At 36.9% G+C, this 15,310-nt stretch carries 15 protein-coding genes; 3 read left to right on the top strand and 12 right to left on the bottom strand.

From position 1 onward, the window contains the following. Positions 1–563: 563 nt before the first annotated feature. The 7 genes from tssG to tssB all read right to left on the bottom strand — a co-directional run bounded on the left by tssG (position 564) and on the right by tssB (position 7,266). Entirely contained in the window at positions 564–1,595 is a 1,032-nt protein-coding gene (tssG, locus tag JSS34_00705; GenBank protein MBS0184867.1) for a type VI secretion system baseplate subunit TssG, read from the bottom strand. Further along, complete coding sequence (gene tssF, locus JSS34_00700; GenBank protein MBS0184866.1) at positions 1,559–3,373, bottom strand: type VI secretion system baseplate subunit TssF; 1,815 nt, start codon at positions 3,371–3,373, stop codon at positions 1,559–1,561. Before tssF ends, tssG begins: the two co-directional genes overlap by 37 nt. After that, on the bottom strand, positions 3,370–3,903 hold the full coding sequence (tssE, locus tag JSS34_00695; protein ID MBS0184865.1) for a type VI secretion system baseplate subunit TssE: 534 nt from the start codon (positions 3,901–3,903) through the stop codon (positions 3,370–3,372). Before tssE ends, tssF begins: the two co-directional genes overlap by 4 nt. A gap of 14 nt (positions 3,904–3,917) precedes the next feature. Beyond that, positions 3,918–4,541 (bottom strand): type VI secretion system tube protein Hcp, encoded by a 624-nt coding sequence (locus JSS34_00690; protein ID MBS0184864.1) that lies wholly within the window; start codon positions 4,539–4,541, stop codon positions 3,918–3,920. A gap of 53 nt (positions 4,542–4,594) precedes the next feature. Continuing rightward, a complete protein-coding gene (locus tag JSS34_00685) occupies positions 4,595–5,092 on the bottom strand; it encodes a type VI secretion system tube protein Hcp (GenBank protein MBS0184863.1) in 498 nt (165 codons plus the stop codon). Positions 5,093–5,174: 82 nt separating this feature from the next. Beyond that, entirely contained in the window at positions 5,175–6,656 is a 1,482-nt protein-coding gene (gene tssC / locus JSS34_00680) for a type VI secretion system contractile sheath large subunit (protein ID MBS0184862.1), read from the bottom strand. A 61-nt stretch (positions 6,657–6,717) separates the two neighbouring features. Further along, entirely contained in the window at positions 6,718–7,266 is a 549-nt protein-coding gene (gene tssB, locus JSS34_00675) for a type VI secretion system contractile sheath small subunit (protein ID MBS0184861.1), read from the bottom strand. Between the two features lie 841 nt (positions 7,267–8,107). On the opposite strand from tssB, the gene JSS34_00670 reads away from it, so the two are divergent. From JSS34_00670 to secB, 3 genes are all read left to right on the top strand, one after another. After that, the gene (locus JSS34_00670; GenBank protein ID MBS0184860.1) at positions 8,108–8,275 is read left to right on the top strand and encodes a hypothetical protein; all 168 of its coding nucleotides are present in this window, start codon (positions 8,108–8,110) and stop codon (positions 8,273–8,275) included. Between the two features lie 343 nt (positions 8,276–8,618). Next, positions 8,619–9,986: a putative DNA binding domain-containing protein gene (locus JSS34_00665; protein ID MBS0184859.1), complete on the top strand. Its 1,368-nt coding sequence runs from the start codon at positions 8,619–8,621 to the stop codon at positions 9,984–9,986. Between the two features lie 338 nt (positions 9,987–10,324). Continuing rightward, a complete protein-coding gene (secB, locus tag JSS34_00660; protein MBS0184858.1) occupies positions 10,325–10,885 on the top strand; it encodes a protein-export chaperone SecB in 561 nt (186 codons plus the stop codon). 1 nt (position 10,886) lies between these two features. Here secB and gmk read toward each other — a convergent pair whose 3' ends face one another. The 5 genes from gmk to fabG form a co-directional block, all read right to left on the bottom strand. After that, entirely contained in the window at positions 10,887–11,546 is a 660-nt protein-coding gene (gmk, locus tag JSS34_00655; protein ID MBS0184857.1) for a guanylate kinase, read from the bottom strand. A 103-nt stretch (positions 11,547–11,649) separates the two neighbouring features. Beyond that, positions 11,650–12,669, bottom strand: a complete 1,020-nt coding sequence (gene mltG, locus JSS34_00650) for an endolytic transglycosylase MltG (GenBank protein ID MBS0184856.1) — start codon at positions 12,667–12,669, stop codon at positions 11,650–11,652. Positions 12,670–12,760: 91 nt separating this feature from the next. Further along, positions 12,761–14,026, bottom strand: a complete 1,266-nt coding sequence (gene fabF, locus JSS34_00645) for a beta-ketoacyl-ACP synthase II (GenBank protein MBS0184855.1) — start codon at positions 14,024–14,026, stop codon at positions 12,761–12,763. Between the two features lie 134 nt (positions 14,027–14,160). Beyond that, the gene (locus JSS34_00640; protein ID MBS0184854.1) at positions 14,161–14,391 is read right to left on the bottom strand and encodes an acyl carrier protein; all 231 of its coding nucleotides are present in this window, start codon (positions 14,389–14,391) and stop codon (positions 14,161–14,163) included. A 177-nt stretch (positions 14,392–14,568) separates the two neighbouring features. Continuing rightward, positions 14,569–15,306, bottom strand: a complete 738-nt coding sequence (gene fabG, locus JSS34_00635; GenBank protein ID MBS0184853.1) for a 3-oxoacyl-[acyl-carrier-protein] reductase — start codon at positions 15,304–15,306, stop codon at positions 14,569–14,571. Between the last annotated feature and the right edge of the window lie 4 nt (positions 15,307–15,310).

The raw sequence follows: 15,310 nt of genomic DNA, 5'->3' as shown, positions 1-15,310 counted from the left end.
TCAACTTCATTCCAGCTTTTGAAACAAAGGGAAGGCAAAACCGGGCTTCTGAAAGATTCGTCAGGTGTGTGGGTTCATGGTTCCATTGCAAAAAGGGAGGAAGAGACAATGACTAAAGAAAGCATTAAGCTATAAAATTGCACTAAAAAATTCTTTTTCATAATTTTGAAATTATCCAAATTAATTTAAAAAAAGTGTATTAATGACTTTAATATATGGATTCATTAATAAAATTTCAACAACCAAAAATATAAAAAATTATATACTATACTCTTTACATGAAATTACTGGTTTCTATGTTACAACCCTCAGAAAAAGAATTTTAGGATACGTAAAATTCTTAACTTTAGCTTAAAAAGAGGATAAATGCAAAAATTTTTACTCTATAAACTGAAAATATTTTTTCTTTAATAATAAATCTAAGCTTCGAAATTAATTAACTTATTGATGGTTCTAATGAAAAATTTTATTTTTTGATTTTAATTAATTTGAATAATCTTTCAAAATATCTTAAGCAAATATTAAATATATTTAAATAAAGAAGGAAAGAGACTTATATCTTTTTATAAAACATCTGAATTTAAGGGATGAATGTAAACTTGTTGATCATCCTTGGTAAAGGGTTGTAATTTAAGCCAAGTACTCCATCCAAGATAAGAAGATTTTCCAAGAAGAAGATCCGGAACTTCTTCTTTTTTAAGGATAAGATTTAAATCAAAAGTAATTCCGAATCTTACATAAAGCGTCGTTAAATCACAAAGATTTTGAAAAGCGTTTTGTCCTCGAAAAAAAGAAGTGAATTGAGAAAAAGAAAGAGGTCCAAGAACAAGTGTAATAGCTCCAATTTTATCCCATTCGGATTTACCGAGGATGCTGTTTTCTCCAAGAGCATTAAATTTTCCAGCAAGTGTTCCTAAGCGTGTTTGTTGAGAATCTTTAAAAGATACCCATCTTCCTCTAAAATCTTTAACCTGAGTGGGGACCTTAAAATAATGTTTTATAACATTTTGAAGTCCTGCTTTAGAAGGATAAGCTTCCCAGAATAAACCAGCCATTCCAATAAGAGCAGAATCTGAAAGACTAAACTGATTTTCGAAAAGTGTATTTTTAAATCCAAATCCTAAAAAAGTACGGAGCATTTTTCCGATTGTTGAATCAGAAGCTTTTACATCAGAAAGTTCTGTTCTATATTTTTTACGGATTCGATAAAGAAGAGAGATAAGCCGATGGTTAAAAATATCTAAGAAATCCCGAAAGGTGTAATCTCTTGAACGCATTCGATCTAAAAGAATTTGTGTATAAGGAGCCGGCAGGGGTCCTTGCGCACCTGCGATGCCTAAAAAATTGACGTTTAAAATAGGCGGAGCATTCTCACGTGGAATAAGCGACGAGAGGTCACTTGATGTGAATTCAAAAGAAGCATTTGATTTAAAAAAAACAGATTCTTTTTGAGGATCAGCTGTCTCTCCAGGCGATATGGTTCCTGGTGTAAGATGATTTAAGATATGAACCATTTGCACAAATTCAAAAGCATACGCTTCTTTATAAATTTGTTCTTCTAAAGAAGGGGTTGTGTTCCGGAGAGAGGCGCCCATTGTTTCCAATATCCTTCTTGATTAAGTTTCTGAATATTAAGTTGTGTGAAAGAATTTAATGAAACATAAAGACCAAAAAATTGATTTAAAACGGCTGTAAAGAGAAAAGGAGATTTTCCTCCTGTTTTACTTTCATCAAGGGTTAATGTAATTGAGATTCCACGTGCAAAATTTCGCCATGCTTCATTTCCCATTCTTTCAACATTATAAGAGCATGCCATTCCAACGAGAGATTCTATTTCAGAATTACTTTCAGCATTCCCAAATTTAGTATAAAGATTAAGAATTCCCTGAAGTCTTTCTATGCTTTGAGGAGAATTTGAAAGGGAAAGTTTATTTAAAGAAAGTTGCGAAATTAAACCCCAGAGTGTTGCTCCCTCTGTTGGCGGGTAAACAGGGGATGTTGGAGATTTTAGACAAACAACGTTGTGAATGGGAAAAGATTCATTTACTTCTAAAAGAGTTCCTGCAGGAAGTTCTGGAGCAAGAGAACGATTCGTGCACAAAGTATAAGCAAAAATCGTTTCAAAACGAGATGGCGTCGCGGGATTAAAATCAAGATTTACGAAAGAAAGTTCAATGTCGGTTCCTGGAAGGCCAGATCTTGTGCTTGGAGTACGTCGTGCATACCAAAAAAATTCTTGAGAGGTTGTTGACGCTTCATAATCAAAAGAAAAATAAGGAGGAATGGTTTGTGTTGTAAGCCCATCTGGCGCGATGCCTTGAACAGAAATAAGGGAGTGAATTTCAGTGGTAAGTTCACGTCTTTGATCTGCAACAAGGCGATGCTCTGTTGTGTATTGTGATAATTTAAAAGGCTCTGAAATTTTTTTAAAAATGTTAATAATAGGGGTACATCCTAGACAAAAATTGTCTTTTGAAAGACTTAGTTTTAAAAGTATTTCTACATTTGATACAGGGATCAGAAGATCTATATTTGTTTCTGCAAGTGACATATCGAGATTTGAAATATCAAAAAAGAAAAATTTGTCTGTGCAATAATAATATTCAAGAAGAAGACCATAGGCTGGATGTGTGCGGCTTGAAAGAGGAAGAACAGTCTCTTCTTGTGAAAAACCGACGGGATTTAAGGAGTTTTTTGGAAGAATTTTAACTTGATCTCCTTCTTTAAGAGCAACTCCTAAAGGTTTCTCTCCTAAAAAAAGAGATTCATAAAGACTTGTTTGAAAGGCATTTGTTCCTTTGATATAAAAACGTAAGGACGTGCATCCAAGCGTTTTTAAAGGCTCCTCGAGGGTTGTGAGCCGAATTCGAAGACAATAAGGATCATTTGTAAAAAAATTTGGAAAATTATAAATATTTGTTTTGACGAGAGAAGCTTCTGAGACTTCAATAGGCCATAATTCAACATCATATCCTGTTTGAAATTGACATGTAACCCCTTCGCTTGCATAGGCAAAGACAGAGGTCTCTTTTGGAACTGAGAATCCTGAAGTTAATTTTCCTTTGGAAGGATCGACTTGGAATTGTGCAATGCTGAAAGAAGGAATAGGGTTTGAAAATTGAGGATAAAGAGCTTCGAGCAATGCCGTTGAAATTCTTGGAAATTCATTGTCAATATCTTGTTGCAAGGATGCTGTTAAAAATGCAAACGAATCGATAAGCCTGCTGACATGGGGATCTGAAATTTCATCGTGCCCAATATCTAGCCGTCTGGCTACTTTAGGATATTGAGCAGCAAAAATAGCCCCCATGTTTTTGAGATAGCTTCTTTCCCGTTCATAATAGGTTAATAAATTTAAAAAAGAGTTTTTCATGAAGGTGATCGTTGTGTATGGGAAGATGTTAAAGTAACATTGAAAGAAAGAGGTTCCGTCATTTCATTTATAATCAAATCTCCGCTAATTGTAGCTTGTAGCGTTTGAAAAGGGGGCATAAATTTTTCAAGAACAACACTAACATTTGTTAATCGAGATTCATTGCGTTCAATGGCCGTCTTAATTAGAAAGGTATAATAACTCCAAGTGGCTTGATTGCTCGCATCAAAATAGGAAAAATCAGGAAGACCATAAAGCTCTGGATATCCTTCAAATTGATCATTTTGAATAATTGCATTAAAAACATGAGCGGGTAGGGTAACACGTGTATTTAATAAATCAGAAATATTTGTAATAACAGAAGCTTGAAGCTCTTCTTTTGAGAAATATCTTAAAGGAGGTGCTTCTTCTTTTTGATCCGTATTAAGATCTTGAAGTTTTACAAATAAAGGGACAAAACTGCCCTCTTTCTTCCATTTTTTAAAAAGAGGATCCGTATTTTTTTTTAAAGGAATAACATCTGATGTCATGGAAGAACAAAATTCTATTTGACAGGGGCATTCGTTGTAAGATCAAATCCAGCTGAAACTTTACCACTTGCTGTCCCCGTATCTGCCACAGGAAAATAAGTTACTTTTATTGTATCAAATCCAAACCCCATTGTGGAAACATATTGGTTTTCATAGAAAGAAGAGAGACGACAATTGGTGAGGTCAATTTGAGAGTCAATTTGTGCCGTTGTTCCAATATTTCTCAGAAAGTAAAGCGAGACGTTTCCAACATTCGCTCCGGTACAAATACTTTGAATGCCTGTTTCAACATAAGCGTCATCTGGACAAACAACAATGAGATCTTCAACAATAACATTCCCACTTGCTTGAAGCTGCCCATCTTTTCCTTCAACTGATTTTCTGCGGGCAGCAAACGAAAACCCATAAACTTCAATCGCTTTTGAAATCGATCCTGCCTTTGATACGCCGGGAATATTGGCAATCGTCATAAGAATCGAGGGTGCTTCGTTAATGCCTTCATCTTTATTGGAAAGCGCGATAACTTTCTTAATGGCAGCTGGTAAATCAGGATCTTCAAGTGTGGAAGCAAAATTACTTGCTTCAGTAAGTGTTTGATTTAAAAGAAAAGAGGGATTTGGAACAGTTAAGGTAGCCATGGTAGTCTCCATATGGTTTTCATGAATATATTTCTTATTTTTGTTTGTCCTCTTTAACCCGTGGCGGAGGTATTAATGTTTGTTGAGGCTGAGGTTTTTCCAGCTGCTTTTTGATTTTGACCTATGGAGGAACGTGTCTGCTTTAGACTGTCAAATGTCATCGTAAAAGAGCATAACCCTCCATCCCGATCTCCTTGCATAGCCCATTCAATAAGATAAACATTGGTTAGAACTAAAACACGTTGGGTTTGAGCTGTTTTGCCATCAGAGATAAGTTCTGTAATTGTAATTGTTCCAACGTTGTTTCCATTACAGAGAGCTTGAAACGCCATGGGTGTCACGCTTCCAAAAGGTGCAATAACTGTAATCGGTGATATTCCTGGGTTTGTAAGATTACGATTTCCAGAGCGTGTTGGACGAAAAGGATTTTTAATAATAACAGCAGGAAAGCTTTCTACCCGGACCGCATTTGTATATCCTGTTGTTGCAACATTTCCGGCAAGCAGACTTGCTTGTGAGGACTGTAAGACAATGTTAACATTATTACCCATGGTATTTCTCCCGCATCGATTTTAGAAAATCTATAAGTTGGTGAGCATTTTTTATTTTTTAGAATTTTTTTAAAGGTGAGGATCAACCTCCTGCAGGAGGTGGAAGGGTTGCAACGAGCCTTAAGGAAGCTGTCAGTTCTTCGAGTTGGAAGTGAGGTCTTAAGAAGACGGTTGCTTTGTAGTTGCCTGGACTTCCAGGAACGTCAAAAACATCGACGCGTGCTTCTCTTAAAGGATATTCAGCCTTTAACTCTTCGGGTGCATTGTCATTCAAAAGCACATAATTTGCGATCCATGTTTGAAGATAATTTTCAACATTATCTTTTGTCATGAAACTGCCAATTTTATCCCGCATAATGGACTTGATATAATGGGCAAAACGGCAAGCTGCAAGCATATAGGTGATTCGTGCAGAAAGTTGAGCATTTGAGTTTGCTTCTGCTGTGTTATAAACAATCGGTTGTTGGATCGTTTGTGCTCCAAAGAAGGCAGCTTTATTTGTTCCTTTACAATAACAAAGTGCGACAAAGCCTAAGTCACTTAATTCTTTTTCGCGCCGATCTGTAATTGCGATTTCAGTTGGGCATTTCAGAGCAATATCACCTTCTGTTGTTTTGAAGGTATAAGCAGGAAGACCTTCCACAAGCCCGCCCCCTTCAACGCCACGTATGGCAGCTGTCCAGTTATAAAGGAAGAAAGCGTTTGTAATACGTTGCCCATAGGCATAAGCCGTATTTCCCCAACAGAATTTTGAATTATCGGTTCCTGTAACATCTTCCACAAAATTCATCCCGTCAACAGGAACAGTATTGGGACCATAAGGAAGACGCATGAGCACGCGTGGGAGTGTCAAAACAATATATCGAGAATCTTCTGTTTGGCGCAAAGCATTCCATTCTGCATATTCAACACTATCAAAGATACTTGCTAAGTCGCGCGGAACACCAAGATTCGTAAATGTATCCAAGTTGAACATTGTTGGATCTGCAGCTGCAATGAAAGGTGCAAAAGCAGCAGCAGCGACGCCAGACATTTTGCTTAAAAAGGCCATATCTTGAGGATTGGGTCCAAAATAATAGTCTCCAACTAAACAAGAATAAGGATTCCCACCAAAAGTACCGTATTCTTCTTCATAAATCTTTTTAAACAATTGACTTTGGTCGAATTCAACGGCTTTTTGAAGATCATCAAGAAGTTCTTCTTTTGTTGCATGAAGAACACGTAACTTTAATTCTGTTCCTGTAAAAGTATTCATGACGAGATAATTAAGACCGCGCCAAGAACCTTCTAACTTTGAGAACTGTGGATCATGTAGAATTAAATTAATCTGATTGGACAAAAGAGTGTCAATAGCTTGGATACGTTGATTTATAAACGCAACACAATCAGTTGTTGACACGGGTTCTTGTTCTTGGATTTGATTAAGGAACTCTTGAACCATCTGACGTGCATACGGCACTTGAGAAGGATCCCTGGCGAGTTTACCAGTTTGGATCATTTGGTCTAAAAAATTTCCAGCGGGTGCTGAAGTTGTTGTCCCTGGAGCTTGTGTTGGATCGGCCATTCTTTCGTACTCCCCGTCTCGTTTAGATTTTTTACTTTATTTAAATGACGAATGTAACTTATTAAGTAGATGATTTTGGTTGAACATCACCTGGCTTTGCGTCTGCTTGTGCGGTTTCAGCTTGAACCTCGCCTTGGAGGCTCTTTTGGAGAGCTGAGCTTGCAATAATTTCCTGGAGATACCCATCTAACGTATCATTTCCGTCTAACTTTGTTAAGAGATCAGAAAGATGTTGACGCGCTGTCAAAAGTTGATTGAGCTCGGGAACTTGCCCTGCGATATTGATAGGGTTAAAATCATCCATTGTATTGAATGTAAGGAGTATATTAAGGTCTCCTCCCTCATTCGTAAGCACGTTTGGAACGCGCAAAGGAAGCGTAGGTGCCATTTTTCCCATAACAGTATTAAAGCTACCGGAATCAATTTCTATGAATTTTCGGTCTTTAAGTTTGGTGGGTGGATTTAAAGGAACGCCCAAAAGATCAGCCATAATTCCAACAACAAAAGGAAGTTGTTTCATAATAATGGCATCACCAATTTCAACGTCGTATGTAATTTCGACACGTGGTGGACGAATTTTTTCAAGAAGATGTTGGGTACTTTCTGTCATAGCAGCTCCCAGTATTTTTATTGTTTGTTTCTACTTTGTTTATATCTTTTACATTTTTGTTTACGATATTATAAAAGATATTCCGAACTATTATGTATTAATTATTATATTCTACCTCTTTTTTGGAGAAATCAAGTTAAAATAACATAAAAAAATAAAAACCTTTTAAATTTTCTTTTTAAAGAGGGCCAAAAAAATAAATTTTACCTTAACCATTTTAAAATGTAGTGTGCGTTCTATAAACTCAAAAAATCAGTAAATTTAGATGCTTTCTCATATATCTTTGAAGCAGCTCTGATCCCTTATAATTCTTTTCTTTCCTATTCTCTAAGTTTTACGGTATATTTTTCCCTAAACGCGACTTTCTTTTTAAAGTTATTCGTTTATAAGAGGCAACGTCATCTTCTCCTCAATAAGTCATTTTAAGTGACTTAATGAAAAGTAAAAGATACAGAGGTTAATGAGGTATATTAAAGGATTTAGCATGCCACAAATACCTTTCTCAAAAATCTGATTGGTCTTATTTTAGAATATAAAATTGCACAAAAAGAAGATAATTTAAAGAAAGCTGCAGAGGGTGCACTCCATTCCATCAAATAGAGGCAAAAAATTATGAAGATAAACTTAAATCTTATCCCGCTGTCAAAAAAAATAATAAAGATAGGAATAGCCTTTTGTGGTAAGGATATAGAGATTGCTTTTAAATCTTAATTAAGCTGTGTTAATTTGTTTTATTAATGGATTATTAATTAAAAGTATGCTCTGCAGATTAAAGCTACTGTTTCTTGAAAAGGTCAGATTGTTATTCCTAGAAATGTCAGAGAATCTTTAGGGTTAAATCATGAATCAAAACTTACTTAACTTAAGAAAAGACAAAATAGTAGAAATATATCCAAAAACAAGAAACATTAGGGAATTTTTTGGGCAAGGAAAACATCAAAAGATGTCTCCTATGTCAATAGAAGAGATTGATGATGCTATTGCCCAAGCAGTATCTACTATGGAATGAAAACTTAAGATGATAGGTGTCGTACGAATATTCTCGCCCAAGCTTTTTTAGAAGATGATTTAAATCAAGCAAAAAAATCCCAAAATTTTTTTAAAGATATTTTCTAAAAAAGGTGAAGCTTTTATTTCCTCTTATACTCTTTTGGAATTTGTATGGGTTTTAAAAACAAAAAAATTTACACGTTTAGATATTTATAATGCTGTTATTACTCTTACAGATTATCCAGGAATAAATGGAGGTCAAAGGGAAATGGTATTAAATGCCCAAGAACTCATGAAAATCATAAAACAGCGAGAATTAAAAGAAGTTGACTTCAGAGTTACTTCAGAGTAAATTTCAGAGTATGAATATAGAAAAAACTCTTACTCAAAATGAAAGTAAAGTCCTTGAATTCAAGGAAACAGTCGATCCTATTCAAAAAATTCTGACAACGATCATCTCTTTTTCTAATACATCTGGTGGAAAAATAGTATTGGGAATTGAAGATAAAACTAAAGTAATCAAAGGGATTGAGAATGTTCAGCAAGCAGAAGAAAAACTAGCATCTTCTATATATGATTCTATTGAACCCCTCGTTGTTCCAAATATTGAAACTATTTCTTACCAAGGGAAAGACTTGTTGATAATCGAGGTATTTCCTGGAAATTCTCGTCCTTACCATTTCAAGCTTAAGGGAGAGTCCTCTTCAACTTATGTACGTGTCGGGTCCACCAATAGAGTGGCGGATTCTTTCATGATTGAGTCTTTAAGACGCACTAAAAGTCCCAAACTCTTTGATGAGCTAGAGGCTCCTGGGTCTTCTATAAAAGATATTGATATGGATCTTGTCAAAGGTGCTTTTCCCACTGTTCGAAAACTTAAGACAGAAAACCTGATGACTATGGGCGTTCTTGCAGATAGAGAGCATGATTCTGCAAAATCATGTCCTGTCACTTATGGTGGAGTTCTTTTGTTTTCAAAAAACAAAGCTCGATACCTACCTGATGCGTGGATTCAAGCTGGTAGTTTCCAAGGGGAAACAAGAGCTCATATTATTGATTCTCAAGAAATCCATGTTCCTTTTGTGATCGCTATTCCAGAAGCGATGATGTTTATACGCAAACATTTAAACGTTTCTATTCATATTAATGATCTGCAACACAAAGAAGAATGGTCTTTGCCACAAGTTGCAGTGAGAGAAAGCCTGATAAATGCACTTTTGCATTGTGATTATAGTCTCGGTGGATCTCCTATTAGAATTGCTCTTTACAATGACCGACTTGAAATTGAAAATCCTGGGCTTTTGCCATTTGGAATGACTTTCGATAACTTTTATTCAGGAGTGTCCAAAATTAGGAATCGAGTAATTTCTAGAGTTTTTCATGAATTAAAACTTATTGAACGTTGGGGAAGCGGAGTTCATCGCATTATAGACGCATGTGAATCAGCAGGCTTGCAAAAGCCAACGTTTGAAGAAATTGGAACATCTTTTCGAGTTACATTGTTTAAGAAAAAAATTCATGAAGAAAAACTTTCTTCAACTGAGCAAAAAATCAGAGATTTATTAGAAGATTCATCTGGCCTTTCAACAAAGCAAATAGCAGATTCCATTGGTATGTCAACTCGACAAGTGCGGGCATCCCTTATAGAGCTTCTTAACAAAGGGGTCATCCTAGAAATCAAAAGAAACGATAATGATCCAGAAAAGAAATATTTTTTAAGGGGATTCTGAACTCATTTTTCAGAGTTGCTTCAGAGCTACTTCAGAGCTTGTAATTTGGAAATAAGAGCCTAAAGCCTGAATTTTTAAATCTCGACAAGAGTCACCTTCTTCAGTCTATACACATTTTTACGCTTTCCAATTCGCTCTACGATCCCTTTTCGGAGGCCTTTTTTCAATTTTATACCACTTTCTTGGACGTATACTTCTAAAATTTGAAAAAAGGATTGTATTGTTGAGGCAAAAAAGGGGTAACACCTTGATTTTTTGAGTCCTTATCGATACTCTTTTAGAAGACTGTAGAGATTGTATGAAATTTTAATATTAGAAATCAAAAGAAAGAGGTAGAGATGTCAACGCCACCACCCGTAGATCAACCAAACCAAGACCTTAATCAGGCGTTAAATGCGCTTCTTGCGACGCCTCTTCAGGTTCAAGCGCAATATATTAAAGATCTTTCTTTTGAAAACCCCCGTGTTCTTGAAATTTTAGGAAAAGGCCTTACAACGCCTCCTCAACTTTCTGTGAACATTGAAGTTCAAGCACAAGGGGTTGGAGAAAATCATTTTGAAGTGATTTTAAATACGCATGTTAAAGCAACGGGTGCTCCAAATGGGGACCAAAAAAAAGAAAACAAGAAAGGTGAAAAAGAATCAGATGATCTCTTTTTTTTAATTGAACTTTCATATGGAGGTGTTTTTTCTCTTCCAAAGCTTCCTGCAGAAATTTTAAAGCCTTTTCTCCTCATTGAATGTCCAAGACTTTTATTTCCTTTTGTGCGTGGCATTATTTCGGACATCACAAAAGATAGCGGTCTTCCTCCTGTTCTTTTGGCGCCCGTTAACTTTTTAGAGCTTTACGAAAAAGGAGCTCAAGTTTCAAAAGATGCAGAAGGTGCACCAAAACCTTAGGTTATTTGCCAGAGCGTAGGTCTTTTACGAAATTTGAAAGACCTACCTGGCGGGACTTTCGAAACCGTTCTCCTTGAATAATGGATTTTACAGCTTCAATGCTGTGATCGAGATCTTCATTGATGATGACATAGTCATATTCAGCCCAATGACTCATTTCATCGGCTGCCTTTTCCATGCGTTTGGCAACAACATCATCGCTATCTTGAGCACGTGTTTTAAGTCTTTTCTCAAGTTCCGCTGTTGAAGGGGGGAGGACAAAAATACTTACCATGTCCCCCCGTGAATGCTGTGCAATTTGCTGTGTTCCTTGCCAGTCAATGTCAAAAAGAACGTCTTGTCCACATGCAAGAGAATCTGCAATAGGAGCCTGTGGCGTTCCATAATAATGGCCGAAAACTTTAGCGTATTCTAAGAATTTATTTTCGGAAATCATTTTTGAAAATGTTTCAATGTCAGCAAAGTCATAATCCAATCCATGAATTTCTTTCGGTCTTTTAGGTCTTGTTGTCATCGAAACAGACATCTTTAAGTTTTTAACACTTGAAAGAAGAGCACGTGAAATGGAGCTTTTTCCTGCGCCTGAAGGAGATGAAAGAATAAACATAATTCCACGTCGTTGAATGGAAAACGTGGAAGAAGAAAGAGAGGCATTCAACATAGATAAGAGATCCGAATTACAAAAAGAGAAAGGAAGCGACAAGATAAAAAGAAATATGAATCTTTGTCTTTACAATACCTATTTTATGCTCTTTTGAAAATCCTTAATCTTGAGGACGGGCAAAAGTTTTTCGAAGTTTGCGAAGGTCAGCATGATGTTTTGCATGTTTTGCATATGTATGTGAAAAGTGATGGCCCCCTGTACCATTTGAGACAAAAAATAATTCTTTTGTTTCAAGGGGATGCAAAACAGCTTCTAAAGAAGCTTTTCCTGGATTACAAATAGGGGTTGGAGGAAGACTTAAAAGAAGATAGGTGTTATGAGAGGATTCTTGTTTTAGGTCTCCTCTTAATAAAGAACGATTCAAAAGTTTTCGCCCATAGGTTAACCCATAAATAACTGTTGGATCTGCTTGAAGAGGCATTCCTTTTCTTAAACGATTTAGAAAGACTGAAGCGATACGTCTGCGTTCGTCTTTTTGGCCAGTTTCTTTTTCAACGATAGAGGCAAGAATAAGGGCCTCTTCTGGAGATTTTAAAGGAAGATTAGGTATTCTTCCTTCCCATAATACTTTTAATGTTTCTTGCATGGCTTTTTCCATACGATTCAAAAGTGTATGTCGGTCTTCTCCATATTGAAAAAAATAAGTACTGGGAAAGAGAGTTCCTTCTGGGGGAATATCAATAATGTATCCAGAAAGAGAAGGTGTCATATTTAACTTTGTGACGATTTCAAAGGAGGATAGCCCTTCAGGAACGCGGAATTTATGAACAACGACACGTCCTTCATTGAGAATTTTAAGAACTTCCCACGCGCTAATCCAAGGATAAAAAGTATACTCTCCAGCTTTAAGGGGTTTATGATTAAGGCGGCATAAAAGATGAAAAAAATTTGGACTATCAATAATTTTTTTTTCTGCAAGGAGATGGACGATTTGAAGGGTACGTGTGCCTTTCGGAATAACGAGTGTAAAAGAGCTTTTTAAAGGACCTGGCGCAAACGTTTTCTTATAACAAAAGAAAACAGTCATGAGGAGAATTGTAAAAGCAAAAAAGTAACATAGAACACTTCCTTGACCCTTTAGAAGTTTTATAAAGAAGGAAATTTTAGGGGGTATGTTCATTTATAAAATCCCAAACAGGCCCTTTCAGTGTTCTCTTTAATCTTAAGCAAAAGCTTTTTATATATTTCGAGAAGAAGAGATCTTAAAGATCTTATGATATTAAGTTCCCAAGAACAAGAGCAGCATTTGTCCCTCCAAATCCAAATGAATTTGAAATTGCAAATTGAACCTTTCTTTCTTTTGCTTTTAAAGGAACAAGATCAAATCCTTGAGCTTCATCTAGTGGGTTTTCAAGATTAAGTGTAGGAGGCACAATTTGGTGTTTAAGCGCTAAAATTGTAAAAATGGCTTCTACACCTCCTGCAGCACCTAAAAGGTGTCCGATGGAAGATTTTGTAGAAGACATGGAAACCTGATGACGATTGTTTCCCATGAGCCTTCCCACGGCTTGGAGTTCAGCACGATCACCGGGCGGTGTCGCTGTGCCATGTGCATTAATGTAATTAATTGTTTCGGACGAAAGATTTGCATTTCTGAGAGCGTTTTTCATGGCTCGGAAAGCGCCATCTCCATCTTCTGCAGGAGCAGTTATATGATGGGCATCGCTCGAAAGACCATACCCTAAAACTTCAGCATAAATAGGAGCTCCCCGTTTTTTGGCATGTTCATACTCTTCAAGAACGACAATACCCGCTCCTTCTCCCATAACAAACCCATCATGACCTTTATCCCAAGGACGCGATGCTTTTGTAGGCATATCATTGTATTGCGTTGAAAGAGCCCGTGCAGCGTTAAACCCTGAAATCCCAAGTCGACATACGGTAGATTCAGCTCCCCCTGCAATCATAACATCAGCGTCTCCATATTGGATCAGTCTTGCAGCATCTCCAATGGCATGCGCACCTGTCGCACAGGCAGTGACAACGGAATGATTGGGCCCTTTAAACCCATACTTAATAGAAACTTGGCCGGAAGCTAAGTTAATAAGAGAAGAAACAATAAAAAAAGGACTTACTCTGCGCGGACCTTGAGACTCAAGCGCAAGAGCATTATTTGCAATTTCAAGAAGTCCCCCGATGCCCGCTCCAATAAGCACACCTGTGCGTTCCAAAGATTCTGAATCTGTTGGAGCCCAATTGGCATCTTTTAAGGCCTCACTTGCGGCTGCTAAAGCATATAGAATAAAACCCCCCATCTTTTTTTGATCTTTTGGGCTTACAAAATCTTCAATGTTGAGAGACCCTGGGGTGGTTCCGCGCGGGACTTGTCCTGCAATTTTAGTCGGAAGGTCTTCGGTCTCAAAAGAGGTTATTTTTTGAATACCGGAGTGCCCAGAAATAAGGCGCTCCCATACATAAGGGACGCCTACTCCAAGTGGAGTTACAAGACCAAGACCTGAAATAACAACACGTCGCATGATTGTTCCTTAAAAAAATAAATACCCAAAATCTAAGTATCTTAGAATTCTTTTGATTAAAAAACTTCGTTTGTGGGTTTTTTAATCAAAATTTTTAAGTACATTTTCCCGTTCGGATTAAAAAATGGGACTTTTTACTTTTGTTCTAAGAATGCGATAGCATCACGAACAGTTAAGATTTTTTCAGCAGCTTCATCTGGAATTTCACATCCAAATTCTTCTTCGAAGGCCATGACAAGTTCAACGGTATCAAGACTGTCTGCACCTAAATCATCAATGAAGCTTGCGTTCTCGGTTACTTTTGAGGCATCTACGCCTAAATGTTCAACAACAATTTTCTTGACTCTTTCAGTAACATCACTCATCTCGTTCGTCCTTTTTCATTAAAAATTATATCAATGCTAAGCCTTTAAGGCTCAGCTGCTTGTTTCATTTAAGCATGGTTTCATGCTTAAGATAAATGTAAAATTTAAGCATATTGCCCTTTATGACGCTTCAAACACTTTTTGTAAAGACTTTTTAAATGAGATAGACCCAAAAAACTATACCATTAACATCCCACCATTCACATGAAGTGTTTGTCCTGTTATATAAGATGATTCATCACTTGCAAGAAATAAAGCTGCATTTGCAATATCCTTTGCTACCCCCATTTGTCCCATGGGAATGGATTTAAGAATTTGGTCTTTTATGGTTTCTGAAAGAACTTCCGTCATCGGAGAGCCAATAAATCCTGGCGCAATACAATTGACAGTAATTCCTCTCGAGGCAACTTCAAGAGCAAGAGATTTAGAAAATCCAATGAGGCCTGCTTTGCTTGCAGCATAATTTGTTTGGCCTGCATTGCCAGAAACGCCCACGACAGAAGTAATATTCAAAATCCGTCCAAAACGATTTTTCATCATGGACCTTAAAACGGCACGTGTAAGCCTGAAAGTGGCTGTTAAATTAACTTCTAAAACCCGAGCCCAATCTTCATCTTTCATACGCATAAGAAGCCCATCAGCTGTCAATCCGGCGTTATTGACAAGAATATCAATATGGCCAACACTTTCTTCAGCGCGCGCAATAAGGGTATTGGTTTCTTCTGCTTTTGAGAGGTCACAAGGTAAGACAAGAACCCGTTCAGCGAGTGTTTGTGCTAAAGAATCAAGAGCGTCTTGGCGTGTTCCTGAAAGAATAACAAAAGCACCTCTTTCATGAAAAAGCGTGGCAATGGCGGCTCCCAGGGCTCCCGAAGCTCCTGTTACAAGGGCTATTTTATGCGAAAGATTAAACATGTCT

Source organism: Pseudomonadota bacterium (assembly GCA_018242545.1).
GTDB lineage: Bacteria > Pseudomonadota > Alphaproteobacteria > 16-39-46 > 16-39-46 > 16-39-46.
This window is presented reverse-complemented; position numbering and strand designations above follow the sequence as displayed.

Coding starts and splice junctions, on each gene's coding strand:
- tssE (MBS0184865.1), bottom strand. CDS start 3,903: ATGACATCAGATGTTATTCCTTTAAAAAAAAATACGGATCCTCTTTTT.
- secB (MBS0184858.1), top strand. CDS start 10,325: ATGTCAACGCCACCACCCGTAGATCAACCAAACCAAGACCTTAATCAG.
- tssF (MBS0184866.1), bottom strand. CDS start 3,373: ATGAAAAACTCTTTTTTAAATTTATTAACCTATTATGAACGGGAAAGA.
- JSS34_00690 (MBS0184864.1), bottom strand. CDS start 4,541: ATGGCTACCTTAACTGTTCCAAATCCCTCTTTTCTTTTAAATCAAACA.
- JSS34_00670 (MBS0184860.1), top strand. CDS start 8,108: ATGAATCAAAACTTACTTAACTTAAGAAAAGACAAAATAGTAGAAATA.
- JSS34_00685 (MBS0184863.1), bottom strand. CDS start 5,092: ATGGGTAATAATGTTAACATTGTCTTACAGTCCTCACAAGCAAGTCTG.
- gmk (MBS0184857.1), bottom strand. CDS start 11,546: ATGTTGAATGCCTCTCTTTCTTCTTCCACGTTTTCCATTCAACGACGT.
- fabF (MBS0184855.1), bottom strand. CDS start 14,026: ATGCGACGTGTTGTTATTTCAGGTCTTGGTCTTGTAACTCCACTTGGA.
- JSS34_00640 (MBS0184854.1), bottom strand. CDS start 14,391: ATGAGTGATGTTACTGAAAGAGTCAAGAAAATTGTTGTTGAACATTTA.
- fabG (MBS0184853.1), bottom strand. CDS start 15,306: ATGTTTAATCTTTCGCATAAAATAGCCCTTGTAACAGGAGCTTCGGGA.
- tssG (MBS0184867.1), bottom strand. CDS start 1,595: ATGGGCGCCTCTCTCCGGAACACAACCCCTTCTTTAGAAGAACAAATT.
- tssC (MBS0184862.1), bottom strand. CDS start 6,656: ATGGCCGATCCAACACAAGCTCCAGGGACAACAACTTCAGCACCCGCT.
- mltG (MBS0184856.1), bottom strand. CDS start 12,669: ATGAACATACCCCCTAAAATTTCCTTCTTTATAAAACTTCTAAAGGGT.
- tssB (MBS0184861.1), bottom strand. CDS start 7,266: ATGACAGAAAGTACCCAACATCTTCTTGAAAAAATTCGTCCACCACGT.
- JSS34_00665 (MBS0184859.1), top strand. CDS start 8,619: ATGAATATAGAAAAAACTCTTACTCAAAATGAAAGTAAAGTCCTTGAA.